24 protein-coding genes are annotated in these 24,620 nt (G+C 65.4%); 13 read left to right on the forward strand and 11 right to left on the reverse strand.

Translation table 11 applies throughout. The features are described 5' to 3' along the window. Positions 1-172 precede the first annotated feature (172 nt). The 3 genes from ilvC to AC1DKD_RS19265 all read right to left on the reverse strand — a co-directional run bounded on the left by ilvC (position 173) and on the right by AC1DKD_RS19265 (position 3,538). Positions 173-1,189 (reverse strand): ketol-acid reductoisomerase, encoded by a 1,017-nt coding sequence (gene ilvC, locus AC1DKD_RS19255; protein ID WP_477143581.1) that lies wholly within the window; start codon positions 1,187-1,189, stop codon positions 173-175. A gap of 97 nt (positions 1,190-1,286) precedes the next feature. Continuing rightward, positions 1,287-1,778 carry an acetolactate synthase small subunit gene (ilvN, locus tag AC1DKD_RS19260; RefSeq protein WP_035868746.1) on the reverse strand — a complete coding sequence of 164 codons (492 nt, stop codon included), beginning with the start codon at positions 1,776-1,778 and terminating at the stop codon, positions 1,287-1,289. Then, positions 1,778-3,538 (reverse strand): acetolactate synthase 3 catalytic subunit, encoded by a 1,761-nt coding sequence (locus AC1DKD_RS19265; protein WP_477143582.1) that lies wholly within the window; start codon positions 3,536-3,538, stop codon positions 1,778-1,780. The genes ilvN and AC1DKD_RS19265 overlap by 1 nt, the downstream gene beginning before the upstream one ends. A 375-nt stretch (positions 3,539-3,913) precedes the next feature. Between AC1DKD_RS19265 and AC1DKD_RS19270 the strand changes: the two genes are divergently transcribed. From AC1DKD_RS19270 to AC1DKD_RS19315, 10 genes are all read left to right on the forward strand, one after another. Then, positions 3,914-4,480 carry an RNA polymerase sigma factor gene (locus AC1DKD_RS19270; RefSeq protein WP_035868751.1) on the forward strand — a complete coding sequence of 189 codons (567 nt, stop codon included), beginning with the start codon at positions 3,914-3,916 and terminating at the stop codon, positions 4,478-4,480. Further along, positions 4,477-4,911 (forward strand): DUF3619 family protein, encoded by a 435-nt coding sequence (locus AC1DKD_RS19275; protein WP_477111090.1) that lies wholly within the window; start codon positions 4,477-4,479, stop codon positions 4,909-4,911. The genes AC1DKD_RS19270 and AC1DKD_RS19275 overlap by 4 nt, the downstream gene beginning before the upstream one ends. 1 nt (position 4,912) lies before the next feature. Then, entirely contained in the window at positions 4,913-5,665 is a 753-nt protein-coding gene (locus AC1DKD_RS19280; protein ID WP_477111091.1) for a DUF3106 domain-containing protein, read from the forward strand. 276 nt (positions 5,666-5,941) lie between these two features. Beyond that, the gene (locus AC1DKD_RS19285) at positions 5,942-6,508 is read left to right on the forward strand and encodes an RDD family protein (RefSeq protein WP_045238162.1); all 567 of its coding nucleotides are present in this window, start codon (positions 5,942-5,944) and stop codon (positions 6,506-6,508) included. Next, a complete protein-coding gene (locus AC1DKD_RS19290; RefSeq protein ID WP_477102673.1) occupies positions 6,505-7,482 on the forward strand; it encodes an esterase/lipase family protein in 978 nt (325 codons plus the stop codon). Before AC1DKD_RS19285 ends, AC1DKD_RS19290 begins: the two co-directional genes overlap by 4 nt. 335 nt (positions 7,483-7,817) lie before the next feature. Next, positions 7,818-8,708, forward strand: a complete 891-nt coding sequence (locus AC1DKD_RS19295; protein ID WP_441628176.1) for a UDP-2,3-diacylglucosamine diphosphatase — start codon at positions 7,818-7,820, stop codon at positions 8,706-8,708. Between the two features lie 87 nt (positions 8,709-8,795). Continuing rightward, positions 8,796-9,941, forward strand: coding sequence for a glycosyltransferase family 4 protein (locus tag AC1DKD_RS19300; protein WP_441628042.1), 1,146 nt, complete (start codon positions 8,796-8,798; stop codon positions 9,939-9,941). Next, positions 9,841-10,341, forward strand: a complete 501-nt coding sequence (locus tag AC1DKD_RS19305; RefSeq protein ID WP_441628044.1) for a diacylglycerol kinase — start codon at positions 9,841-9,843, stop codon at positions 10,339-10,341. The genes AC1DKD_RS19300 and AC1DKD_RS19305 overlap by 101 nt, the downstream gene beginning before the upstream one ends. Positions 10,342-10,455: 114 nt before the next feature. Then, a complete protein-coding gene (locus tag AC1DKD_RS19310) occupies positions 10,456-11,154 on the forward strand; it encodes a TetR/AcrR family transcriptional regulator (protein WP_441628046.1) in 699 nt (232 codons plus the stop codon). Continuing rightward, the gene (locus AC1DKD_RS19315) at positions 11,151-11,735 is read left to right on the forward strand and encodes an LOG family protein (RefSeq protein WP_441628048.1); all 585 of its coding nucleotides are present in this window, start codon (positions 11,151-11,153) and stop codon (positions 11,733-11,735) included. The genes AC1DKD_RS19310 and AC1DKD_RS19315 overlap by 4 nt, the downstream gene beginning before the upstream one ends. Before the next feature lie 36 nt (positions 11,736-11,771). On the opposite strand, the gene AC1DKD_RS19320 is transcribed toward AC1DKD_RS19315, so the two are convergent. Both AC1DKD_RS19320 and AC1DKD_RS19325 read right to left on the reverse strand, forming a co-directional pair. Next, positions 11,772-12,803, reverse strand: a complete 1,032-nt coding sequence (locus AC1DKD_RS19320) for a Bug family tripartite tricarboxylate transporter substrate binding protein (RefSeq protein WP_441628050.1) — start codon at positions 12,801-12,803, stop codon at positions 11,772-11,774. 162 nt (positions 12,804-12,965) lie between these two features. Continuing rightward, the gene (locus tag AC1DKD_RS19325) at positions 12,966-13,874 is read right to left on the reverse strand and encodes a LysR family transcriptional regulator (protein ID WP_441628178.1); all 909 of its coding nucleotides are present in this window, start codon (positions 13,872-13,874) and stop codon (positions 12,966-12,968) included. A 167-nt stretch (positions 13,875-14,041) separates the two neighbouring features. On the opposite strand from AC1DKD_RS19325, the gene AC1DKD_RS19330 reads away from it, so the two are divergent. After that, complete coding sequence (locus AC1DKD_RS19330; RefSeq protein WP_477111092.1) at positions 14,042-15,238, forward strand: M20 aminoacylase family protein; 1,197 nt, start codon at positions 14,042-14,044, stop codon at positions 15,236-15,238. A gap of 202 nt (positions 15,239-15,440) precedes the next feature. Here AC1DKD_RS19330 and AC1DKD_RS19335 read toward each other — a convergent pair whose 3' ends face one another. The 5 genes from AC1DKD_RS19335 to AC1DKD_RS19355 form a co-directional block, all read right to left on the reverse strand. After that, on the reverse strand, positions 15,441-16,058 hold the full coding sequence (locus AC1DKD_RS19335; protein WP_441628054.1) for a DUF924 family protein: 618 nt from the start codon (positions 16,056-16,058) through the stop codon (positions 15,441-15,443). A gap of 39 nt (positions 16,059-16,097) precedes the next feature. Beyond that, positions 16,098-16,517: a group II truncated hemoglobin gene (locus AC1DKD_RS19340; protein WP_441628056.1), complete on the reverse strand. Its 420-nt coding sequence runs from the start codon at positions 16,515-16,517 to the stop codon at positions 16,098-16,100. A gap of 53 nt (positions 16,518-16,570) precedes the next feature. Then, positions 16,571-19,201, reverse strand: a complete 2,631-nt coding sequence (locus tag AC1DKD_RS19345; RefSeq protein ID WP_477143583.1) for an ABC transporter permease — start codon at positions 19,199-19,201, stop codon at positions 16,571-16,573. 191 nt (positions 19,202-19,392) lie between these two features. Continuing rightward, positions 19,393-20,010 carry a DUF4126 domain-containing protein gene (locus AC1DKD_RS19350; protein WP_477143584.1) on the reverse strand — a complete coding sequence of 206 codons (618 nt, stop codon included), beginning with the start codon at positions 20,008-20,010 and terminating at the stop codon, positions 19,393-19,395. Positions 20,011-20,118: 108 nt separating this feature from the next. Then, complete coding sequence (locus tag AC1DKD_RS19355) at positions 20,119-21,216, reverse strand: substrate-binding domain-containing protein (RefSeq protein WP_441628062.1); 1,098 nt, start codon at positions 21,214-21,216, stop codon at positions 20,119-20,121. A 142-nt stretch (positions 21,217-21,358) separates the two neighbouring features. On the opposite strand from AC1DKD_RS19355, the gene AC1DKD_RS19360 reads away from it, so the two are divergent. Then, a complete protein-coding gene (locus AC1DKD_RS19360) occupies positions 21,359-22,213 on the forward strand; it encodes an ABC transporter substrate-binding protein (protein WP_441628064.1) in 855 nt (284 codons plus the stop codon). Between the two features lie 1,075 nt (positions 22,214-23,288). Here the strand turns inward: AC1DKD_RS19360 and AC1DKD_RS19365 are convergent. Next, positions 23,289-24,233: a LysR substrate-binding domain-containing protein gene (locus AC1DKD_RS19365; RefSeq protein ID WP_045238672.1), complete on the reverse strand. Its 945-nt coding sequence runs from the start codon at positions 24,231-24,233 to the stop codon at positions 23,289-23,291. Between the two features lie 219 nt (positions 24,234-24,452). Here AC1DKD_RS19365 and AC1DKD_RS19370 point away from each other — a divergent pair. Next, the coding region (locus tag AC1DKD_RS19370) for a 2Fe-2S iron-sulfur cluster-binding protein (RefSeq protein WP_477143585.1) at positions 24,453-24,620 on the forward strand (168 nt) is incomplete at its 3' end.

A 24,620-nucleotide genomic window follows, 5' to 3' on the forward strand; every position in this document is an offset into this window, starting at 1 on the left:
GATGAGGATAGTTCATGCAGTGCTTGGATAGAGGAATAAAGTCTGACAAGGATAACAAAAAGCCGTTCAGTCCCCGCCCGAATAACCCCTCGAAGCGGGGATATTGCGCGGAATACTGAACGGCTGCGGCCCGCGCCGTCAGTAGCGGCGGGCCGTCGGGCTGCAATACAGCTTAGTTCTTCGACTGGTCGACCAGCTTGTTCTTTGCGATCCAGGGCATCATGGCGCGCAGCTTGGCACCCACTTCCTCGATCTGGTGCTCGGCCGTCAGGCGGCGGCGCGAGATCAGGGTCGGGGCGCCGGCCTTGTTTTCCAGCAGGAAGCTCTTGGCGTATTCGCCGGTCTGGATGTCGGTCAGGCATTGCTTCATGGCCTTCTTGGTCTCCTCGGTCACGACGCGCGGGCCGGTGACGTATTCGCCGTATTCGGCGTTGTTGGAGATCGAGTAGTTCATGTTGGCGATGCCGCCTTCATAGATCAGGTCGACGATCAGCTTGAGTTCGTGCAGGCACTCGAAGTARGCCATTTCCGGCGCGTAGCCGGCTTCMACCAGCRYYTCGAAGCCRGCSYKGATCARCTCSACCGTRCCGCCGCASAGSACGGCCTGYTCGCCGAACAGGTCGGTTTCGGTTTCTTCGCGGAAGTTGGTTTCGATGATGCCGGCGCGGCCGCCGCCGTTGGCGGTAGCGTACGACAGSGCGATGTCACGGGCGGCGCCGGACTTGTYCTGRTGCACGGCGATCAGGTGSGGCACGCCGCCRCCTTGSGMGTAGGTCGAGCGCACGGTGTGGCCCGGGGCCTTCGGCGCGATCATGATCACGTCGAGGTCGGCGCGCGGGATCACGGCACCGTAGTGCACGTTGAAGCCGTGGGCGAAGGCCAGCGCTGCGCCTTGCTTGATGTTGTCATGCACTTCGTTCTTGTACACGTCGGCGATCTGCTCGTCCGGCAGCAGGATCATGACAACGTCGGCGTCCTTGACGGCGTCGGCCACTTCCTTGACTTGCAGGCCAGCGTTGACGGCCTTGTTCCACGATGCGCCGCTCTTGCGCAGGCCGACCGTCACCTTGACGCCGGAGTCGTTCAGGTTCTGCGCGTGGGCGTGGCCTTGCGAGCCGTAGCCGATGATGGTGACGTTCTTGCCCTTGATCAGGGAGAGGTCGGCGTCCTTGTCGTAAAACACTTTCATGATAATTCCTTCGATCTTTCGTTTTCGTGTGTCGGGTTGGCGGCTACCGCCCGGCTAGTGCCGGCACCGGCGCCGCCGCTGGATACYGCAATCGGGTTCAGACCTTCAGGATGCGCTCGCCGCGGCCAATGCCCGAGCCGCCGGTACGGACGGTCTCGAGGATGGCGGCGCGGTCGATGGCGTCGAGGAAGGCATCCAGCTTGCCGCCGTTGCCGGTCAGCTCGATGGTGTAGGTCTTCTCGGTAACGTCGATGATGCGGCCGCGGAAGATGTCGGCGGTGCGCTTCATTTCCTCGCGCTCCTTGCCCACCGCGCGCACCTTGACGAGCATCAGCTCGCGCTCGATGTGCGCGCCTTCGGTCAGGTCCACCACCTTGACCACTTCCACCAGGCGGTTCAGGTGCTTGGTGATCTGCTCGATCACGTCGTCCGAACCACTGGTGACGATGGTCATGCGCGACAGCGAAGCGTCTTCGGTGGGTGCCACCGTCAACGTCTCGATGTTGTAGCCGCGCGCCGAGAACAGGCCAACCACGCGCGACAGCGCGCCGGGTTCATTTTCCAGCAGGACCGAAATAATATGTCGCATTACAGGTCCTCCGCGCCAAGCAGCATTTCGGAGATACCCTTGCCGGCCTGCACCATCGGCCACACGTTTTCAGTCGGGTCGGTCTGGAAATCAAGGAACACGGTACGGTCTTTCAGGCGGAACGCTTCGCGCAGGGCGGGCTCGACATCGGCCGTCTTTTCGATGCGCATGCCGATATGGCCATAGGCCTCGGCCAGCTTGAYGAAGTCGGGCAGCGCATCCATGTAGGAGTGCGAGTAGCGGTTGTCGTACTCGATTTCCTGCCACTGGCGCACCATGCCGAGATAGCGGTTGTTGAGCGCGCAGATCTTCACCGGGGTGTCGTACTGCAGGCAGGTCGACAGTTCCTGGATGTTCATCTGGATCGAGCCTTCGCCGGTGATGGTCACCACTTCCTTCTCGGGGAAGGCTTTCTTGATGCCCATCGCGTACGGCAGGCCCACGCCCATCGTGCCCAGGCCGCCGGAATTGATCCAGCGGCGCGGCTCGTTGAACTTGTAGAACTGCGCGGCCCACATCTGGTGCTGGCCCACGTCCGAGCAGACAAAGGCGTCGCCGTGGGTCAGTTCCCAGATCTTTTCCACCACGTACTGCGGCTTGATGATCTCGGATTCGCGGTCGTACTTGAGGCAGTCCACCGAACGCCACTGCTCGATCTGCTCCCACCACTTGGCCAGGGCCTCGCGCTTGGGCTTCACGTCGCTGGCCTGCAGCTGCGCGATCAGTTCCTGCAGCACATCCTTGACGTGGCCCACGATGGGAATGTCGACCTTGACCCGCTTCGAGATGGAAGACGGATCGATGTCGATATGGATGATCTTGCGCGGCTGCGAGGTGAAGTGAGCCGGATTACCGATCACGCGGTCGTCGAAACGGGCGCCGATGGCAATCAGCACGTCGCAGTTCTGCATGGCCATATTGGCTTCATACGTGCCGTGCATGCCGAGCATGCCGACGAACTGCTTGCTGGTGCCAGGGAACGAGCCGAGACCCATCAGCGTGTTGGTGACCGGATGGCCGGTCAGCGCGGCAAGCTGGCGCAGCTCCTCGCTGGCGTTGGCCAGCACCACCCCGCCGCCTGCGTAGATGAACGGACGTTCGGCGCCCTGYAACAGCGCGAGCGCCTTGCGGATCTGGCCCGAATGGCCCTTGTTCACCGGGCTGTACGAGCGCATGTCGATCGACTTGGGGTACTCGTACTTGCAGGAATTGCGGGAAACGTCCTTGGGAATATCGACGACAACCGGGCCAGGACGGCCGGTCGCGGCGATATAGAACGCCTTCTTGATGGTCGAAGCGAGATCGCGGACGTCCTTGACCAGGAAGTTGTGCTTGACAATGGGGCGGGTGATGCCGACCGTGTCGCATTCCTGGAAAGCATCCTGCCCGATGGCGTGCGTCGGCACATTGCCGGTGATGATCACCATCGGGATCGAGTCCAGGTAGGCCGTGGCAATGCCCGTCACCGCATTGGTGACGCCGGGACCGGAGGTCACCAGGGCGCAGCCCACCTTGCCGGTCGCACGCGCATAGCCGTCTGCGGCATGAACCGCGGCCTGCTCGTGGCGCACCAGGATGTGCTCGATCTTCTTTTGCTTGTAGAACTCGTCGTAGATATACAGCACTGCGCCGCCGGGGTAGCCCCAGACGTACTCGACGCCTTCTTCGGCAAGTGCGTGAACGAGAATTTCCGCCCCGATCATTTCGGGTGCGGCAGATGAATTGCTGTCTGYGTGGAATTCCGCGCTGGGCATGTTCATTTCAGTCCTTTGCAATTTTCGGCAAAAAATTGTTCGGATGCTCTCTGCCGGGCTTGTGGCACGGGTTCAAGCGGTGCGCGTCTGCATGGAAGACCGCCTCATAAGCGGCCGGATGAGACAACCACTGATGTCGTGTGAACCAGCGATGATACTGTATTGGATCAGGCTGGTCTACGGGCTTTTTTCATCCCGGGGGCTTCGCGCAAGATTCGGGAACGCGCTACCCAATACCTACCCCGCGCCTGAATGACCACAAGAGAGAACAAGGATGGTCACAGGGGGGGTTATTTGCTAGCATCCCACCATTTTGGACGTGCAAGAAGCCGTTTCCTGCACATCCGTCGGCCAAGGCCCCACCGTCTGTACCCCGCCTGCATGGCTACCGATCAGGAACTATCCGACTTTCTCGCCAGCGTCGAGCGGCGCGCCTTCAAGCAGGCCGTGTTTGCGGTGCGCGACGACGAAGCCGCCCTGGACATTGTCCAGGACGCGATGATCAAGCTCGCCGAAAAATATGGCGACAAGAACGCCGCGGAACTCGCGCCGCTGTTCCAGCGCATACTGCAAAACACCATCCACGACTGGTTCCGCCGCCAGAAAGTGCGCAATACCTGGGTCACGCTGTTCTCCAACCTGCGCGACGACCGCGAAGGCGAGGATAATGACCTGCTCGACACTTTCGAGGCCGAGATCGGCACCGAATCCGCCGAGAGCAGCGCCGACAAGGTCGAGCGCGCCCAGACCATGCACATCATCGAACAGGAGATCCAGCGCTTGCCGGCACGTCAACGCGAAGCCTTCCTGATGCGTTACTGGGAGGATATGGACGTCGCGGAAACGGCTGCTGTCATGGGATGCTCCGAAGGCAGCGTCAAGACGCACTGTTCCCGTGCCACGCACACACTGGCGCAGGCATTGCGAGCGCGGGGGGTCCGACTATGAGCACGAGAAACGAAAAAGAAATCAACGAACGCCGCCTGGCACACGAGATTCGCACGGCACTGGATGCCTCGGCGAATACGTTGCCCGACAATGTGACCGACCGGCTCGCCGCCGCGCGGCGGATAGCGCTGTCCCGCAAGAAGGCGCAGGCCGCCGTTGCCGCGCCGCAACTGGCCACGGCCGGGATGCACACGGTCTCCTTCGACGAGGATGACTCGCCGCTGCATCGCGCAGGCGCATGGCTGCGCCGCCTCGGACTGGTGTGGACGCTGGTGGCCCTGGCCGCCGGACTGATCGGCATTTACCACTGGCAGCAGCAGCAGCGCGTCGATGAGCTCGCGGATGTGGATGCCGCCATGCTGCTCGACGATCTCCCGCCCACAGCCTATGCCGACCAAGGCTTCCACGTGTTCCTGAAGCGCGGCCAGTAACATGACCAGCGCCCACCTCAACCCCGACGCACCGCGCCGGCGGCTGGCAGCCTTGCTGCTGGCCGGGATGGCTGCCGCCGTCACTTTGTACCTGGGGCCGCTTACGTGCCACGCGCAGGGTGGCCGCGCGCCCGCTGCCGCCGCCGTCGCAAACGCCCATCCGGCCTGGGAGGAACTCAACCCCGTGCAGCAGCGCGTTCTGGAGCCGCTGGCCGGGGAGTGGAACACCTTCCCCGAGTTGAACAGGCGGAAATGGCTGCAGATCGCAGAGCGCTATCCAAAGTTTTCGCCCGCCGAACAGGCACGCCTGCAGACGCGCATGACCGAATGGGTCAAGATGACACCCCAGCAACGCCGCCTGGCCCGCGAAAACTACCAGATCACGCGATCGGTGCCGGCCCAGAAGAAGGCCGAAGCCTGGGACAAGTACCAGCAGTTGCCGGAAGAGCAGAAGAAGAACCTGGCGGCGGCCGAGAAGGTGCCGCGCCGTCCGGGCGCAGTCAGCGCACTGCCTTCGGGCAAGCGGCTGCCCGCCGAGACCACGCGGCAATTGCACCTGGAAAAGAAGGCGCCGGCCAGCGCCACCTCCAACGCCAGGCGCACGCCGGCACCCAAAGCCGCCCCACCGGCGCCTGAGCCCCAATCCACCCCGACGGCGGTCGCCGCGGCCCCGGCGACGGACACCCCGCGYGAGGCCGCCACCGAAGCCGCCGCCAGCAGTGCCGCCAGCCCCGACGAGCCGGTGCGCCGCTGAGAACCTGCGGTAGCGCTGCCCGTACTGCCATACCCTGACGATCCCGGCTTTTGGCATAATGCCGCTTGTGCTGCCCCAGCCGCGCTTGTTTCCAGCCTGGCGGCCCTGCTTCGCCGCCCGGCTCGCCGTGGACGCCGCTGCCGCGAATGACTTGGGAGTCATGGGATCCCCCCGGATCCCATCATCCGGYAGCCTTATTTACCAGGCGGCGCGCTGCCCGCTCAGGCATCACCGCCGAGCCGGCGCCGGACCCCGCCGTTTTCCCGTCTGATCGCCATGCCTGCCGTCACCACGCCCAAGTCCAACGCCAAGCCGGCTGCATCCGCCGCGCCAGCCAGCCCCGTGGGGCCCGGCCAGGCGCCGACGATCCGCCGCCGCATCGCCTGCATGCTGTACGAGGGCGTGTTGCTGTTCGGCGTGCTGAGCGCCTCTACCGGGCTCTACCTGCTGGCGCGCCCTGGGCTGCAGCAACTGGGCCTGGATGGCCGCTTCACCATGCAATGCTGGAGCTTCCTGGTGCTGGGCTGCTATTTCGTCTGGTTCTGGCAGCGCAACGGCCAGACCCTGGCCATGCAGACCTGGCGCATGCGCGTGGAGACGGCCGCGGGAACGCCCCCGCGCTGGCCGCAGGCGGCGCTGCGCTACCTGCTGGCATGGCTGTGGCTGCCACCTTCGGCGGCGGCCGGCCACTTCCTCGGCCTCGTCAAGGGCCCCTTCATCGGCGTGCTGTGCGCCGGACTGCTGCTCTGGATCCTGCTGGCCTGGCTGGACCCGAGGCGGCAGTTCCTGCACGACCGCCTCGCCCGCACCCGCCTGACCGACCTGCGCCCGCCCAAGCCATGAACCTGTCGGCCGCCGCCTTGCGCCGCACCGCGGTGGCATTGCAGGCCGCCGCAGCACTGGGCTGCGCCACCGCACTCCATGACTGGTATGACTGGTCCCTTGCCCCAGCCCTGCTGGCCGGCATCGGCGTGGTGCTGGCGGTGCTGGGGCTGGCCGTCGCCGGCGCCTTTGCCATTTCCCTGCGCGGCATCGGCGAGCCCGCCGAGACCCGCCCGCCGCTCCCGCACGCCTTGCTGGACACCCGGCCGTCGCCGTTGACGCTGCCGCGGGCGCTGGCCTGCTACTTGCGCGAATACGCCGCTGTGTTCCGCATGTTCAACTGGCTGCAGCCATTCTGTTCGCACCGGCGCCTGCGCCCGGCCAATGCGCCGAGTTCGCGTCCGCCGCTGCTGCTGGTGCACGGCTACGGCTGCAACCACGCGGTCTGGCTCGATATGCAGCCCGCCCTTGCGGAGGCCGGCTATCACTGCGAGGCGATCGACCTGGACCCGGTCTTCGGCGACATCGATCACTATGCCCTCGAAGTAAGCGCCGCCATGGCACGCATCGCCGCCACCACCGGCCAGCCTCCGCTGCTGCTCTGCCACAGCATGGGCGGCCTGGCCGCGCGTGCCGCGCTGGCCGGCAGGGGGGCGCCGCCGCCGTGCCGCGGCATCGTCACGCTGGGCACCCCGCACCACGGCTGCGCGCTGGCCCGCTACGGCGGCGGTTTCAACGCGCGCCAGATGCGCTGCGGCAGCGCCTGGCTGCGCGCGCTGGCTGCGCGGGAAACGCCCCGCCAGCGCGCCGCGCTGGTGTCGATCTTCAGCTGGCACGACTCCATCGCGGGCCCGGCCGGCACGTCCTGGCTGGAAGGCGCCCATCACGTTCCCCTGGCCGCCATCGGCCATGTCAGCCTGTTGCGGCACCCGCAGGCCACGCAGGCCGTGTTGCGCGCGCTTGCGCAGTTGTCGGCGGTGGCGCCGGCGGCCTGAGCCGCCGGCGGACGTTGCCGGGTTTCGATTTCGGCACTGTTGGCCTTTGCAGCCAAGGGCTGTCGCCGTTTCTTGTACGGCGCTGGTTTTTTGAAGCCCAAGCCCGGCACGCAGCGTCCCTCATCGCGCATGGCATCCTCGCAACGGTCATATGACGTTCATGTTTCCGTCACTGCTCCGTCACGCGCTGCTGGCCCAATGCAGCCATCGTCGCTACCGGGGCCACCATGGTTCAAGCTCTTCGTTCTGCCTGCGGACGTCTGGCCAAGGCCATGTATCTGCTGGGCAGCCGCACCGCCGAGTCTCAATCCCTGCCCGCCGCGCTGGCCGCATTCATGCCACCGGGCAGTACCTTGCAGCAACGGCCTCCCGCGCGTACCGCCACCTCTCCCGCCCCCGCCGCCCCGCCGGACACCACAGTCCAAACCCCGCACCCTTCCCACCCGATCCGCCATTACCGTGCCATCTGGCTGTCGGACATCCATCTCGGCACGCCCGGCTGCCAGGCCGACTACCTGCTCGACTTCCTCAAGCACAATGAATCGGACCAGCTCTACCTGGTCGGCGACATCATCGACGGCTGGCAATTGCGCCGCGGCTGGTACTGGCCGCAAAGCCACAACGACGTGGTGCAGAAGCTGCTGCGCAAGGCGCGCAAGGGCACCGAGGTGATCTACGTGCCAGGCAACCACGATGAGGTGGCGCGCCAGTTCGACGGCCTCGCCTTCGGCGACATCACGGTGCGCGAAGACGCCATCCACGTCACCGCCGCCGGCCGCAGGCTGTGGGTGGTGCATGGCGACCTGTTCGATGGCGTGGTGCAGCACGCGCGCTGGCTGGCCTACCTGGGCGACTCGCTCTACACGCTGATCCTGGCCATCAATCGCCACTTCAACCGCATCCGTGCCCGTCTCGGCTTCCCGTACTGGTCGCTGTCGCAATACCTGAAGCACCAGGTCAAGAACGCGGTGAATTACATCAACTCGTTCGAGCAGGCGATGGTGGACGAAGCGCGCCGGCGCGGTTGCGACGGCGTGGTGTGTGGCCATATCCACAAGGCCGAGATCCGCGAGGTGGACGGCCAGCTCTACTGCAACGACGGCGACTGGGTGGAGAGCCTGTCCGCCCTGGTGGAAACCCAGGACGGCGAGCTGCAGATCGTCTACTGGACCACCCTGCTCGATGCACCGGCCACGGCCAGCCGCCGCGCCACCGCCACGGCCTGACGCGGCTCGATGCGCTCGCCAATCAACTTGATCGCCCTGGCGCCGCCGGGGCCCGTCACCCACGCGGCCCGGCCGCAAGGAGCACGCATGAAGATCCTGATCGTCACCGATGCCTGGGAGCCGCAGGTCAATGGCGTGGTGCGCACACTCAAGTCCACCCGCCGCGAGCTGATCGCGATGGGACACACGGTGGAACTGATCACCCCGCAGGAATTCCGCACCATTCCTTGCCCGACCTATCCCGAGATCGCGCTGTCCCTTTTTGCCGGCGCCAAGGTCAGGGAGCGTATCCGGTCCTTCGCGCCGGACGCCCTGCACATTGCCACCGAGGGACCACTGGGGCTGGCGGCGCGCCGCCATGCGATCCGTGAGCGGCTGCCCTTCACCACGGCATACCACACGCGCTTCCCCGAGTACGTGCAGGCGCGCTTCGGCATCCCGCTGGCGTGGACTTATCGCTTCCTGCGCTGGTTCCACGGCCCGGCGCGCGCGGTGATGGCACCGACACCCGTGGTGTTGCAGGACCTGCGCAGATTCGGCATCACGCACGGCGTACTGTGGACCCGCGGCGTCGACCTGGATGTGTTCACCGCGCAGCAGGTCAACGTGCTCAACACGGCGCACCCGATCTTTCTCTATGTGGGCCGCGTCGCCGTGGAAAAAAACGTCGAGGCCTTTCTCGCGCTGGACCTGCCGGGCTCCAAGTGGGTGGTCGGCGACGGGCCGGCACTGGCGTCGCTACGTGCGCGCTATCCGGGTGCCAGCTACCTCGGGGTGCTGAGCCAGCAGGAACTGGCCAAGGTGTATGCTTCAGCCGACGTCTTCGTATTCCCCAGCCGCACCGATACGTTCGGGCTGGTCTTGCTCGAAGCGCTGGCCAGCGGCCTGCCGGTGGCCGCCTATCCGGTGACCGGGCCGATCGATGTGCTTGGCGACAGCGGCGCCGGGGTGATGCACGAAGACTTGCGCGAAGCTTGCCTGGAGGCGCTGCGCATCGACCGTGCCACCGCCCGCGCCCATGCCGAGCGGTTCTCGTGGCGTGCCGCCTCCGAGCAGTTCCTGACTCACCTGCAGCCACTGCCGGCCGTGCGCGCGGCGCTGAACGGCAACGCCGCACGTACCACTTCCGAACATGCCGACTCCGCATCGCCCGCCGTCCGACCCGCACCGCCCGCCAGCGCCCCAGACCTCGGCGCCAGCCCAGGACTCGCCGAACAACGACTACACGATTGAGCAGAATCCCCACAAAGGCAATCGCGGCCTGGCACGGGCCTGGCATGCCGGCATCAATTCGCTGTCCGGCCTGCGCTATGCGGTGCTGGAAGAGAGCGCATTCCGCCAGGAACTGACGCTGGTGGCCATCCTGACTCCCTGCGCCCTGCTGCTGCCAGTCGGCATTGTCGAGCGCATCCTGCTGCTGGGCACCTTGCTGCTCGTGCTCATTGTGGAGTTGCTCAACTCCAGCGTGGAAGCTGCGGTCGATCGCATCTCGCTGGAGCGCCACAGCCTGTCCAAGCGCGCCAAGGACTTCGGCAGCGCCGCGGTGATGCTGGCGCTGGTGCTGTGCGGCGGCACCTGGCTCGCCATTGCCGGACCGATCGTGGTGGACTGGCTGCGGGCGCTGGCAGCCTGAGGGTGGGCGATTCCGACGTCAGACAGGGCGTCCGTGGACGATACGGCATTGCGGCAAACGGTGATTGCTTATAATCGCCTTCAACTTACCGAATTGCCGCTCGCCCGGTCGCCCATGGAACCCAAACAGCAAACCGGCCCCCGCCGCACCCGGGACCGCATCCTAGACGTCTCCCTGCGCCTGTTCAACGAACTGGGCGAGCCCAACGTCACGACCACGACCATCGCGGAAGCCATGGAGATCAGCCCCGGCAATCTCTACTATCACTTCCGCAACAAGGACGACATCATCAACTCCATCTTCGTGCTGTTCGAGCAGGAGATGGAGCGCCGCCTCAAGATGCCCAACGACCGCAAGGCCACGCTGGACGAGAGCTGGGGCTACCTGCAGTACATGGCGGAGTTCATGTGGACTTACCGCTTCCTCTACCGCGACATCAACGACCTGCTGGCGCGCAACCGCATGCTTGAGACCAACTTCAAGCGCATCGTCGAGCAGAAAAAGCGCTTTGCGATGGAGATCTGCCGGCAGTTCCAGGAAGACGGCGAGATGGAAGCCACGCCCGAGCAGGTCGATGCCATCTGTACCAATATGGTAGTGGTAGCCACTTACTGGCTGTCATTCCAGTTCGTCCAGCATCCGCGCCAGTACAACGATCCCGAACAGATTCGCGGCTACCTGCACGGCGCGAGTTATCACATCTTCTCGATCCTCGCCCCTTACCTGCGCGGCAAGGCCCGCCAGGCGTTCGACGTGCTGGCCCAGGAATACGCCGCCGCCAAGGCGGCACAAACAGCAAAGGAGAAAAAGTGAAGTCCGTTTGTATCTATTGCGGCTCCAGCCCCGGCAACCGCCCCGAATACGCCGCCGCGGCGCGCAACATGGGCAAGCTCCTGGCCGAGCGTGGCCTGGCGCTGGTCTACGGCGGGGGCAAGGTCGGGCTGATGGGTATCGTGGCCGATGCCGTGCTGGCACACGGCGGCACCGCGATCGGCATCATTCCCGATGCGCTGATGCAAAAGGAAGTCGGCCACCGCGGCCTGACCGAGCTGCACGTGGTGCGCAACATGCACGAGCGCAAGCAGATGATGGCCGACCGCGCCGATGCCTTTATCGCCATGCCTGGCGGTGTCGGCACCTTCGAGGAACTGTTCGAGACCTTCACCTGGCTGCAGCTGGGCTATCACGCCAAGCCGGTGGGGCTGCTCAATGTGGCGGGCTTCTACGACAGCATGCTCGGCTTCATGCAACACGCCGTGGACGAAGGCTTCCTGAAGCAGGTCCACAATGACCTGCTGCATGTGGCGCCTACGCCCGAAGGCATCCTCGACAAGCTCGCCAACGCGCCGCGCTTGCTGGTGGACAAGTGGCAGGAGAAGCGCGAGGAGACCTGATGATGCTCCCGGCGGCCGGACTCCGGCCGCCGGGGACTACATCGGCTTGAGGCCAAGCGCATTCACCATGCCGCGATAGCGGCTCAGCTGCGCTGCCTGCCAAGCCTCGGCCTCCTGTTCACTGCCCGAGCGCATCACCGTGCGCCCTTCCGACTCCAGCCGGGCCCGCAGCTCCGGCTGGGCCAGCGCCTGGCCGATAGCCAGGCGCAGCTTGCGCACCACGTCGTCGGGCGTGCCTTTACGCACGTAATAGCCGCCACCGATCACGTACTCGAAATCCGACAGCAGCTTGCTGTCCCGCAGGGTCGGGATATGCCGCAACTGCGCGGGCAGCGTCTTGGAAAAACTGCTCACCACCTTGATCCGGCCCTGCTTGGCCATGGCATCCATGCTGACCTGATAGGGCAGCACCGCGAAGTCGACCTGGCCACCGGCCAGGTCCTGCAGCGCGGGCGCGGCGCCCTTGTAGGGCACGTGCAGGAATTTCGCGCCGGTGCGCTGGCCCATATATTCCGTCAGCACGTGGTAAAGCGAGCCAACGCCAACGCTGCCATACGTGAGCGGCTTGGCGCCCGGCTTGCGTGCCAATTCGACGAATTCATCCAGTGTCCTGGCCGGCAGGTCACCGCGCACCAGGAGCACGATGGTGGCCTCGGTGATGGGCTGCACCAGCCGGAAGTCCTCGGGCTTGTATTTGGCGGACGCGTTCAGCAGCGGCGTCAGGATGACTTCGTTGGCGGAGCCATGCAGCATGGCGTAGCCGTCCGGCGGGCTGTTCAGCACGCGCATGGCGCCCAGCACGCCGGTGCCGCCCGCCACATTCTCGACCAGTACCTGTTGGCCAAGCGCCCGGCTGATGGGTTCGCTGAAGATGCGCGCGGAAACGTCGCTCGCGCCGCCGGCAGGATATGGCACCACCAGGGATACCGGCTTGAGCGTGGGATAGGCAGGGCCCTCGGCGAGTGCCGGCAAGGCGATGCACGCCATGCCGAGCACGGCCGCCAGCCATCGCATCGCACCGCGCGCCCCTTGCCGGTTCCATCCGCTGCCGGGCATCAAGCTGTTCATCGTTCCCTCCATCTTTGTCTCTGGCTTTTTAGTTTTTGTGCACGGCGGCCCTAGCCAATCCGGCGCCGCCAGTCTAGCAATGGCATTCTGGCCGCAGCAATGACAAAGAGAGGGTGAAATCGTTGCACGCAACGCAACGATTCCCGAAGCACGCCGTCCGCATCAGACCTCCGGAAAGTCCTTCACCACATGGCGCAGCATATTGCTCGCCGCGGGCGAGAGATGGCGCCCGGCGCGCGTAATGATGTGGTTGCGGCTGTTGTTGAGGATGGGATTGGCCAGGGGCAACGAGACCAGTTGCTTGAACTGTGCGCCCTTGAGCGGCACCGAGCGCGGCGTCATGATAAAGCCAAGCCCGAGCGCAGCGAACTCCCACAGCACCTTGAAGGAATTGGTGACCAGCATCGGCTTGAGGCTGATGTGCTCGTCCAGCTCGGCGGCCTGGATATGCTTGCGCACGCCGAACGACTCCACCAGCGTGGCGCCGGCATGCGGGGCAAGGTCGGAAAGCTTCAGCGCCTTGCGCGACTTCGCCAGCGGATGGTCGCGGCGCACGTGCACCCGGATCGGCGAGGCGCGCGAGAAGTGCGAGCGCAGGCGCACGTCGTTGGGCGGCTGGAAAGCGAAGCCGATATGCGCTACGTCGTCCACGATGGCGCGCACGGTGTCATCGGTGCCCGCCACCTGCATGCCGTAGGTCACCTGGGGATATTTGCGCATGAAGCCCTGCAGCACCGGTTCCAGCAGCAGGTCAACAAAGCCCTCGCCAAACACCAGGTTCACATGCCCGCCGCGCGCGTTCTTCAGGTTATTCACCTCCGCCAGGAAGGTGTCCTGCAGGTCCTGCTGGCGCCGCGCAAAGAGCGCCATCATGTGCCCGGCATCGGTGGCGACCACGCCACGGCCACAGCGCTCCAGCAGCGTCAGGCCGGCATCCTTCTCCAGTTTGGCGACCGCGCGGCTCACAACCGACGGATCCAGTCCCAGCACCTCGGCCGCGCCGCGCACGCTGCCGGTCTCGATGATCTGCAGCAGGCACAGAGCGCGCCTGCGATCCAATACGTCTTCCAACATTCACTCCTCGCGGGCGGCTGGCGCCGCCTCTTTTGCACAGGCAAGTATCGTTGCATGCGGCACAACGTTCCGGGTATTCGATTGTCATGATTCCAACGGTCGGCAAGACTGAGAATCGGCGTTTTCCCTCACTTTTCCCTCACTTTTGCCGGAGACGCCGCATCATGACCCTCACGCCCCCGACCCTGGCCCCGCTTTCGGGCCCACTACCTGAGGAACTGCTGGCCCGGATGCAGGCGTGGCGGCACGATATTCACACGCACCCCGAAACCGCGTTCACCGAGCACCGCACCTCGCGGCTGGCCGCGCAAGCGCTGGCGAACATGGGCCTGGAAGTGCATCAGGGGCTGGCCGGAACCGGCGTGGTCGGCACCTTGCGGCGCGGCACCGGCCCCACTATCGGCCTGCGCGCCGATCTTGACGCCCTCGATATGCATGAGCTTGGCGATGCGCCGCATCGCTCCGCAATCCATGGCAAGATGCATGGCTGCGGCCATGACGGCCATACGGCCATGCTGCTGGGCGCTGCGCACTACCTGTCGCAGGACGAGGGCTTCAGCGGCACCGTGCATTTCATCTTCCAGCCGGCGGAAGAAAACGAGGGGGGCGGGCGGGTCATGGTGGAGGCTGGCCTGTTCGAGCAGTTTCCCTGCGACGCGGTGTTCGCACTGCACAACTCGCCCAACCTGCCACTGGGGACGTTCTCCACGCGGACCGGGACGATGACGTCCAACTCCGATACCTTCGAGATCGCCATCGTCGGCAAAGGCTCCCACGCGGCACAGCCCGAGGCGGGTATCGATCCCATCGTGGTCTCGTCGCAACTGGTGGCGGCGCTACAGGCCATCGTCAGCCGCAATGTCAGCGCGGTGGATTCGCTGATCGTCAGCGTCACGCAGATCCACGGTGGCGACACCTGGAACGTGATTCCCGAGCAGGTAGTGCTGCGCGGCACCTGCCGCTCGTTCCGGGCGTCCACGCGCGCCAGGGCCGAGGCACGCATGCGCGCGGTCTGCGAAGGCATCGCCATGGCCTCGGGGGCGAAGATCGAACTGCGTTATTTCGCGGGCTATCCTGCCTGTGTGAACACGGAGCGGGAGATGGAGATGGCGGCCAGCGCGGCGCGCCGGGTGGTGGGTGCGCCGCGCGTCGATACGAACTGCCTGCCGCGCACGGGATCGGAAGATTTCGCCTATATGCTGGAGCAATGTCCGGGCGCGTATGTGTTCCTCGGCGCCGCGCGAGAGGGGGACAACCCGCCACTGCATAACCCGTACTACGATTTCAATGACGAGATCCTGCCGCTGGGCGCTGCGTACTGGATCGAGTTGGTGCGGCTGGTCTTGAAGCCGGGGCAGTAGCATCGTCCGGGTCCGCTCAGAACGATGCATCCGACTCCCATCGGAAAGATTGCTCTTGCCCGGCATGCGACAGCCGTGCCTGCGGGGCGTTTCGACGGAGAATTTTCGCGCCAATAATCAGATTTTTCCCAAGAAAAGTTAGTCGTCAATCTTTTATAAAAAAGGGGCTTTTGGCCAGCACAATGGCGTTGTACGGTCTCTATCAGAACGATGAGCCCGGCCCCCTCAGGAAAGCGCTCTCTTCCTCCGTATCCCGCCGCCCCAGCACTGCATTGCGATGCGGAAAGCGTCCGAAGCGCCCGATCACCGCACGGTGCCTGATCGCCCACTCGACCACGTCCACCCTGCCCTCGCTCTCCTCGCGCAGCGTTGTCATCAGCTGCACGGCGATGTCCTGGTCGGCAAGCGCTTCGGAGTGCTCGAACGGCATATAGCAGAACATGCGATGGAATGGCGTTGGCAGCAGGCGATCGGCGCCGCTCACCACCATCTGGCGGGCCGTCGCCAACGCCTGCGCGTCAGAGGCGAAGCTGCGCGGATCGCGGCGAAAGACGTTGCGCGGTACTTGGTCCAGCACCACGATGCGCGCGCAGGCACCCTCGGGAGTTTGCACCCAGCCGGCATGGGCGCCGGCGTGCGTCGCTTCCCACAGCGGCAGGAAGGCTGCGCGCATGGTGGCGTCGAAGTCATCGGACTTGGTGAACCACTGCGCGCGCGAACTGTTCCACTCTGGCGAGCCGGCCGCGCCAAACCAGAAATCAAGCACGCGCCCGGCGTCGGTGGGCAAGTCAGTGACAGCGTCGAGATTCGTATTGGTCATGGCGTATTGGCGGATAGCCCGATCGATGGCGCATTGCCGTCAACGCGGTACATTGCGCATCCAGTCGGCGGTACCGAAGAAGGCCTGCATCAGGCGCAGTTGCAAGTCTTCGGGCAGGCCCACGTCCTGCATGGCCAGCGCCATGCAGCGCATCCACTGGTCGCGCTCGCTGGTGCCGATCTCGAACGGCATATGGCGCGCGCGCAAGCGCGGGTGGCCAAAGCGCTCGATAAAGTGATTGGGGCCGCCCAGCCAGCCGCACAGGAACCAGAACAGCTTGTCCCGCGAGCCATCCAGGGAGGCGGGATGCATGGAACGGAGCCCCTTGAACTCGGCTTCGAGATCCATCAGGTCGTAGAAACGATCGACGAGTTCACGCACGCGCGCCTCGCCGCCGATCAGCGCATAGGCGGTGACTTCGGTGGCGGCGGATTCTTCAGGTTTGGATTCGGTACTCATAAGACACTCGGAAATTCTTGAGGCACGGGCTGCACGAGCGGCGCGGAAACCGCTCAGGCTTCGCGCAGCGTGGCCAGCGCAGGCTGCCGCAGCACCTCGCGCAAACCCAGCCAGCCGCCCGCGAAAGCGCACAGCATGCCAGAAAACACGCCGGCGGGCACGATCCAGCCATTGAAGCGGAACGGGAAATCGAATACGAACTGCGACAACCCCCAGCCCACGGCAATCGCGCCCAGGCTGGCCAGCAGGCCCGCCAGGCCACCCACCACCAGAAACTCGGCGTACTGGGTCTGCCGCACCATCGCCGCGGACGCGCCCAGCGCCTTGAGCAGCCCGGCATCGCGCTTGCGCTCGTCGCGCGCGCCGGACAGCGCCGCGTAGAGCACGGTGACACYGGCCGCCAGCGTGAATACAAACAGGAACTCCACTGCCGCGATAACTTGGTCGAGCACGTCCTKGATCTGGCGCAGGATCAGGTCGGTGTTGACCACCGTAATGTTCGGGAATGCCGCCACCAGCTGGTTGCCCAGCGCGGCCTGCCGGGCCGGCAGGTGGAAGGCGGTGATGTAGGTCTGCGGCATGCCCTGCATGGCGGCGGGCGGCAGGATGACAAAGAAGTTCACCCGCATCGAGCCCCAGTCCAGCTTACGCAGCGACGTCACCGGCGCCTCCACCGACTGCCCGGCCACATCGAAGCGCAAGGTATCACCCAGCCGGATCCCCAGCGTCTTGGCGATGCCCTCCTCCACCGAGGCCCCGGCCTTGCCGCCGCCGAGCCASTTGCCCGCCACCACGCGGTTGCCAGCCGGCAGCGCGTCGGTATAGGACAGGTTGAACTCGCGCTCGACCAGGTTGCGGGCACGGCCATCCGGGAAGCGCTCGGCGCGCACCGGCTGGCCGGCGATATGCGTCAGGCGTCCGCGCACCATCGGGTACAGCAGGTCGTCGATGCCGGCGTGCTGCAGCATGCCGGTCAGGGGCGCGCGCTGGTCGGGCTGGATATTGATGATGAAACGGTTGGGCGCGTCCGCCGGCGTGGCGTTGCGCCATGAGGAGATCAGGTCGTTGCGCGTCATGCCAAGCAGCAGCAGCGCCATCAGGCCCACCGCCAGCGCGACCGTCTGCAGCACCGTGACGCCGCGGCGGCGCTCCAGCACCGCCAGCGCGAAGCGCCAGCCCACGCTGCCGCGCGCCAGGCGGCCGCCGCGCATCAGCCGGGCCAGCAAGATCAGCAAGCCAAGGGCCAGCAAGGCGAACACGGCGCCCGCGGCCACGAAGCCGCCGGCGGTGGTCAGCCCCAGCTTGAGATCGCGGGCGGCCACCAGCAGCAGCGCCACGAAGGCGCCAAGGCCCAGCCCGTAGGCGATCCAGGTCGACACAGGCGGCGCGCCGATGTCGCGTCGCAGGACACGCAGCGGCGGCACCCCGGTCAGCGCCAGCAGCGGCGGCAGCGCAAAGCCAGCCAGCAGGACGATGCCCGCCAGCAAGCCCACCACGGCCGGCAGGACCGAGGGCTGCGGCAACGTCACGGTAAGCAGGTTGCCCAGCGAGAGCAGCAGCCCGTAGTGCGCCAGGTAACCCAGCGCCACGCCGGCGGCCGCGCCGCCGATGCCCAGCAGCAGGAACTCCAGCCCGAAGGCCAGCAGGATCTCGCGGCGCGACAGGCCCATGCACTTGTAAACCGCGCAGGCGTCGGTATGGCGCTGCATATAGCGGCGCGCCGACATGGCGATCGCCACCGCCGCGATCATCGACGAGAGCACCGCCACCAGCGACAGGAAGCGTTCGGCACGATCCAGCGTGGCGCGCATTTGCGGCTGGCCGGATTCGAGCGACTCGACACGGGTGTTGCGCAGCGCGCGCTTGTCGATCTCGGCGACTGCCCACTGCTGATAGGCCTGCGCGGCGGCGTCGGGGCCGGCTACCAGCAGGCGGTATGTGACCCGGCTGCCCCAGCCGACCAGCCCGGTGGACTCCAGGTCCGACAGCGGCAGCATCACACGCGGCGCGAAGTTCATGAAGCCGGCACCGCGGTCCAGTTCCTGCGTGATGATGCGTTCGATGCGAAAACCGCGACTGCCCAACTGGATGGTGTCGCCCAAGGCCACGCCGAGCGAATCGAGCAAGGCCTCGTCCACCCAGACCGTGCCTGCCGCAGGAATGCCGGTGGCTGGCGCATCCGGCCCGCCACGCTCACCCGCCACCTTGACCTGCCCGCGCAGCGGGTAACCGGTGCCAACGGCCTTGAGCGCGGCCAGTTGCGAAGCGGCCTCCGCTGGCACCGCGCCGGCCGTGCCCTGCGCGGCTGCCTTGGCCGGCGCGCGCGCGCTCGCCATGCTGGGAAAGGTGACGGTCTGCGTCGTGACCAGGCCCGCCTGGGCGGCGTGGCCGGCGAAGACGGCATCGAACGGCTGGTCGGACACGATCAGCACATCGGAGGCGATCATCTGGCGCGCATCGCGCTCCAGCCCGAGCCGCATGCGGTCGGCCAGGAAGCCCACGCTGCTGAGCGCCGCGACGGCCAGCACCAGCGCGAACAGCAACAGGTTCAGTTCGCCGGCGCGCCAGTCGCGCCGCGCCATGCGCAGCGCCTGGCGCCAGGGCGAGAAGCGCGCCGGGCTGGCGCCGGACGGCATGGCGGCGGCGATGGCGGGAACAGTCCGGGAAGCGGGTTCTGAAGACATGGATCAGTTATCTCTTGTCCGTGCACGAGCATCATGGCGGCCTGCCGGGCAGGCCGCGCGGGTATCGATGATATCGGGAGATATCGGCAAAACAGCAAGCGGCAAAACAGCAGGTCCGGGCGCCTCGCCATGCTGACGGCGGATGGCTGGCGGACACTCGCCAACCGGATCAGGGCCAGATTATGGCGGCACTAGTGCCTGGGCTGGCGCCCGGCCGGCGCAGTGGCCGGCGCACGCTTGGCCAGGGCATCGCGCAAGCGGCGCACGCCGCGCCACAGCTTGGGCAGCAGCCACACCGCCACCAGCAACAACAGCGCCAGCACCACCAGGAAGACCACCGGCAGGAAAAACGCCAGCAGCAATCCGCTGCTGGCGGCTACATCTTCGCTAAGTGAGGCAGCCCAGTTCGAAAACGGTTCCGGGGATACATTGATCAGCGCGCGCGTGCCGGCCTTGGCAGCGTGGGCGGTACCGGCCAGGGTGCCGCCCACCAGCCCGGCGGCGACCATCCACTGCGGATCAAGCTGTCCGAACGCCGCGGCGGCCAGGATCGCACCGGCGGGAATGCGGATAAAGGTCTGGATGGTGTCCCAAAAGGAATCGAAGCCGGGTACCTTGTCGGCCACGAATTCGGCCARGGCCAGCACCGCGGCCAGCRCGATCACCCACCACGACTCAAGCGCCTGCAGGCCGGGTGGCAGGTGCAGCCAGCCGGCGCGGCCCAGCGCGCCGGCCGTGAAGACGGCCAGGTAGAGGCGAAATCCGCTGGTCCAGGACAAGCCCGCAGCCAACGCGGCCGTTTCTAGCATGGCACTCCTTGCAGGGTCAGGGCGGCCGGCATGTAGCCCCGCCCATGACTGCAGTTTAATACGCGGGCACGCAAGCGGCCGGAAACCGGCCCTGGCCCGGCACCGGCGTCAGCTGCCTTCCTTGCCGTCGGGGCCGTACCAGGGGAGTGCCTGCTGGGGCGTCAGGATGCCATCGGGCTCGGCCATGGTGTAGCCCGGCAAGGCCTCGATACGGCGCGCGAAGGCAGGATCCGCCATCCGCGCCAGCAGCGCGTGCGCCCAAGGCGCGATCTGGTCGTTCTTGCGCAGCGCCAGGTAGTACGCCTCGCGCGTCAGCGGCACGAAGGCCAGCCCATGGGCCTCGGCATTCATGCGCAGGCCGAACCCCACCTCGGCGCTGCCGGCATGCACCGCTTCAGCCACTTTTTCGTTGCTGAATTCGGGGGTTTCGTAACCGACGATCTGGTCCGGAAAGAGGCCGTGGGTGGCCAGCAACTGGTCGAACAGCATGCGCGTGCCCGAACTGCGCTGCCGGTTGACGAAGCGCGCCCGGGTACGGGCCAGGTCGCGCAGGTCGCGGATCTGGCGCGCCAGGCCGGGCGTCACGATCAGGCCCTGCTCGCGCCAGGCGAGCCGGATCAAGCGCACGGCAGCCGGACGCAGCCATTTGCGCAGCGTCACATGCGCCACCGAGCCGGCGGTCTGGATCGGCGAAACGTAGAAGCCGGCCACCTCGGACTGCCGCTCCTGCAGGCAGATCAGGCCCTCCACGCTGCCGCAGAACACAGTATCGAGCTGCAGGCCGCCCGGCTCGTCATGCAGCGCGTCCGCCAGGACCTCCATGGCGGGGTCGTGGCTGCCGGAAAAACGGATGCGGGTCTGCGGCTGGGCGGCATCGTCGAGATCCGCCAGGAAATCCACCATCGCCTTCTGCACGATCGGATCGATGGATTCACGCAGGCGCCCTTCCGCGCGCAGCAAACGCTCGCCGAACAGCGTCAGCGTGGCACCCCGGCCACGCTCCATGTCCAGCATGCTGCGCCCGAGCATCTCCTCCCACGACCGCATCACGCCCCAGGCATGCCGGTAGGACAGCCCGATCTCGCGTGCCGCGCGATGCAGGGAGCCGGTCTCGCGCACGGCCTTGAGCAGCTGGAACACCTTGCCGTTGGAGCGTGGATTGTCATCCACGGCCACTACCGGAAACAGATCAAAGCGGAATGTCATATGAAACGCTTTTCATATTTACTTTAGAGATGTGGCTCATCGACAATCGAATGCCTTGATTTCCACGGTATTCGCCGCATTCTCACCGATCCTGTGAGTTGGTGGCAATTCTGTTTCTAAAAACATAAGACACGGAGCGACCATGCCGGGCTCAACCATCTCTTGCCTTTTTCATCACATCTCTGGCCGTACCGCCGCTTCCCTGGGCTTGGTTTGCCTGGTCACGCTGAGCGGCGCCACTGGCGCGCTCGCCGGCGAACTCAAGCTGGCTACCACCACCAGCACCGAGAACTCGGGCCTGCTCAAATTCCTGCTGCCGAAGTTCGAGCAAAAGAGCGGCGTCACGGTGAAGGTGATCGCGGTGGGGTCGGGCAAGGCGATGAAGATGGGCGAGATGGGCGACGTCGATGTGCTGCTGGTGCACGCGCGCAAGATGGAAGACGAATTCATGGCCGCGGGCTACGGGGTTAATCGCCGCGACGTGATGTACAACGACTTCATCGTGGTTGGGCCTGCCGGCGACCCGGCCAGGCTGAAGGGCGAGAAAGACGTTATCGCGGGCTTCAAGAAGATTCCTGCGGCCGGCAGCAAGTTCATCTCGCGTGGCGATAATTCCGGCACCGACGTGATGGAGAAGGATTACTGGAAGCAGGCCGGCATCGAGCCCAAGGGGCAGCCGTGGTATGTGAGTGCGGGGCTCGGGATGGGGGAGGTGTTGACCATGGCGGCGCAGATGCCGGGATATACCCTGTCGGACCGGGCCACCTATGGCGCGTATCGCGCCAAGACGGGGCTGGCCATTTTGCTGGAGGGCGATCCGAAAATGTTCAACCCATATGGGGTGATTGCTGTTAATCCAGTTAAGCATCCGGGGACCAACTATGCGGATGCGATGAAGCTGGTGGAGTGGGTTACCTCCAAGGAGGGGCAGGATGCTATTGCGGCTTACAAGGTGGAGGGGGAGCAGTTGTTTTTTCCTAGTTACAAGGGGAAGTGACGGTGGGGGGGTTAGGAGGAACGCAACCGTTGGCTCTTTTTGCGGGATTGGGAATTGGTTTGGGCGGTGTTGGTTGTTGTACCCAACTGCGTACGACATCCCCCTGCGGGGGATGCCGGTCACTCTTCTTTGCCTCGGCAAAGAAGACTAACGAGAAGAAAGCCGACCCTGCCGGGGGCAGAGCAATCAGGCCTATGAGGCTCGGTGGTTTCGTCGTACGGCCCTGAGTGTTGGCTGGCGTGCCTTGCCGGCTCGAAGGGCCGTGAAATCGCATGACCCATGGGTTTCGTGGTGGGGCCCCTGACCTCGTGCGCGGTGCCCGCTCCCACATCTGCCGTTCGCGACGCGAATTGCTGCAGCGTATCGTGCCTTGCTGGTTTCGTGGTTTTGTCTCTCACGGCGAATACCGTGCCATTTGACACCCTGCCGTACCGGCGCTGGCTATGGCTGGACGCCAGCTTCGTCGTTTCGTGGTGGGGACCGTGGCCCGGTCAGCGAACACGGAAGCATAGGGTGATGGTGTTGGCGGTTCGCTACCACTTCGTGAGCGAGGCCGCAGGTTGAGCGGGGGGGCCACCGCGCCCAYCACGAAACCCATTATTGAAAAGTTGCGCGGCGTTCGCCACCGCGAACGGCAGGGACCGAACAATCGCCGCGCTTGCCGCCAGAGACAAACCACGAAACAGTAAGCCTCGAAGAATCGTGGCCCGTTGCCCCGCGAACGGCAGATGGGTGAATGGGCAGGGCGCCCGCCATCGGGGGCCGCACCACGAAACCCGTGTGRCCCGCAGCGCTATCGCCGTTGAAACCGGTAGGACATGCCAGCCGAAGCCACTGCCCGCACGACGGAATCACTGCCGCCAAATCGTCTGATTGCTCTGCCCCCGGCAGGGTCGGCTTTCTTCTCGTTAGTCTTCTTTGCCGAAGCAAAGAAGAGTGACCGGCATCCCCCGCAGGGGGTTGTCGTACGCTGTTGGGTACAACAACCAACACCGCCCAAACAAAACCCCAAACACCCAACAACACGCCAACTGTTCTGCCCTTGGGTTCAAAAACCACCCTCAATTAAACCCCCCTACCCCTCCCTAACCAACTGCGGCAAAACCGGCAACTCCCCCGCCACCTCAGCAATCATCCTCCGCATCCACATAACATCCGGCGCAGCATGACACCGCTCATGCCAAAGCTGATAAAACCGCATCCGCGGAAACACCACCGGCGAAGGCACCATCTTCAACGGCAGGTACTGCGCATAGTGCGCGGCAAACTGCCGCCCCGTGGTGAACACCATATCGGTCTTCATCAGCACATACGGCACCAGCCCGAAATACGGCAACGTAACCTGGATATTGCGCTTGTACCCCTGCTCAGCCAGCGCCTGGTCAATCATGCTGCGCTGCATCGAAGCATAGGGCGCGGGCGCAAGATGAGGCATCTCCAGGTAATGCTTGAGGGTCAGCCCCTTGCGCGCCAACGGATGCTGCGCCCCCAGCATGCACACCACCTCATCGTCGAACAGCGGCGAGATATGCAGATGTTCCGGCGGCGACAGCCAGTTGCCGACCACGATGTCGAGCTGCCCTTGTTCCAGGCTGTCGAGGAAGTCGCTCGATGACGTCATCGGGTGCACGAACAGCTTGGCGCCGGGCGCAAGCCGGCGCACACGCTCGACGATATTGGGCAGGAAGAAGGCGTCCAGGTAGTCCGGCGCCCCCAGGTGGAAGGTACGGGTAGTGGTGGCGGGGTCGAAATGCTGGGGCGGCCGGGCGATGCGGTCCATGGCCGCCAGGCTCTGCTCGGCCAGTTGCAGCAGCTCACGGCCGCGCTCGGTCGGCACCATGCCGCTCTTGCCGCGCACCAGGATGGCATCCCCGGTGATTTCCCTTAGCCGCTTGAGCGTATTGCTGATAGCGGGCTGCGACTGACCGAGCCGGACTGCGGTGCGGGTCACGCTCTGCTCGGTCAGCAGCGTGTGCAGCACCCGCAGCAAATAGGTATCGAGATGGTCGCGTCCGTGCATGGCGAGGGGGCGCCAGGCGCGCATGGCAGCCGGTGGCGTGGGGGGTGGGAACGGCGCATAGTGTATGTCAGGCACCCCGTCATTGGTCAAATCCGGCTGCCGCACTCCTCGTCAGCCGTGCAACGCTCTCCCCTCTTGATGGGGCATATCACCTGGGCCGAATATTGCATCATCGGCACCAGTGCTATGTTTGCCCCCATCACAAAGAGAGAAGACACCATGGAGACGCAAACCATCCGCTTTTACCACCGCGGCCAGGTCCAGGAGGTCGCCGATGCCCCCGTGACCCGCACCGTGCTGCAGTACCTGCGCGAGGACGCGCGCTGCACGGGCACCAAGGAGGGCTGCGCCGAAGGCGATTGCGGTGCGTGCACCGTGGTGCTAGGC

It is taken from the genome of Cupriavidus sp. 05T313, assembly GCF_056396665.1.

What these genes read in the sequence shown, in the direction of transcription:
- ilvN (WP_035868746.1), bottom strand. Translation starts at nt 1,778, where the DNA reads ATGCGACATATTATTTCGGTCCTGCTGGAAAATGAACCCGGCGCGCTG.
- AC1DKD_RS19270 (WP_035868751.1), top strand. Translation starts at nt 3,914, where the DNA reads ATGGCTACCGATCAGGAACTATCCGACTTTCTCGCCAGCGTCGAGCGG.
- AC1DKD_RS19275 (WP_477111090.1), top strand. Translation starts at nt 4,477, where the DNA reads ATGAGCACGAGAAACGAAAAAGAAATCAACGAACGCCGCCTGGCACAC.
- AC1DKD_RS19285 (WP_045238162.1), top strand. Translation starts at nt 5,942, where the DNA reads ATGCCTGCCGTCACCACGCCCAAGTCCAACGCCAAGCCGGCTGCATCC.
- AC1DKD_RS19290 (WP_477102673.1), top strand. Translation starts at nt 6,505, where the DNA reads ATGAACCTGTCGGCCGCCGCCTTGCGCCGCACCGCGGTGGCATTGCAG.
- AC1DKD_RS19295 (WP_441628176.1), top strand. Translation starts at nt 7,818, where the DNA reads ATGCCACCGGGCAGTACCTTGCAGCAACGGCCTCCCGCGCGTACCGCC.
- AC1DKD_RS19300 (WP_441628042.1), top strand. Translation starts at nt 8,796, where the DNA reads ATGAAGATCCTGATCGTCACCGATGCCTGGGAGCCGCAGGTCAATGGC.
- AC1DKD_RS19305 (WP_441628044.1), top strand. Translation starts at nt 9,841, where the DNA reads ATGCCGACTCCGCATCGCCCGCCGTCCGACCCGCACCGCCCGCCAGCG.
- AC1DKD_RS19310 (WP_441628046.1), top strand. Translation starts at nt 10,456, where the DNA reads ATGGAACCCAAACAGCAAACCGGCCCCCGCCGCACCCGGGACCGCATC.
- AC1DKD_RS19320 (WP_441628050.1), bottom strand. Translation starts at nt 12,803, where the DNA reads ATGAACAGCTTGATGCCCGGCAGCGGATGGAACCGGCAAGGGGCGCGC.
- AC1DKD_RS19330 (WP_477111092.1), top strand. Translation starts at nt 14,042, where the DNA reads ATGACCCTCACGCCCCCGACCCTGGCCCCGCTTTCGGGCCCACTACCT.
- AC1DKD_RS19335 (WP_441628054.1), bottom strand. Translation starts at nt 16,058, where the DNA reads ATGACCAATACGAATCTCGACGCTGTCACTGACTTGCCCACCGACGCC.
- AC1DKD_RS19340 (WP_441628056.1), bottom strand. Translation starts at nt 16,517, where the DNA reads ATGAGTACCGAATCCAAACCTGAAGAATCCGCCGCCACCGAAGTCACC.
- AC1DKD_RS19355 (WP_441628062.1), bottom strand. Translation starts at nt 21,216, where the DNA reads ATGACATTCCGCTTTGATCTGTTTCCGGTAGTGGCCGTGGATGACAAT.
- AC1DKD_RS19360 (WP_441628064.1), top strand. Translation starts at nt 21,359, where the DNA reads ATGCCGGGCTCAACCATCTCTTGCCTTTTTCATCACATCTCTGGCCGT.
- AC1DKD_RS19365 (WP_045238672.1), bottom strand. Translation starts at nt 24,233, where the DNA reads ATGCACGGACGCGACCATCTCGATACCTATTTGCTGCGGGTGCTGCAC.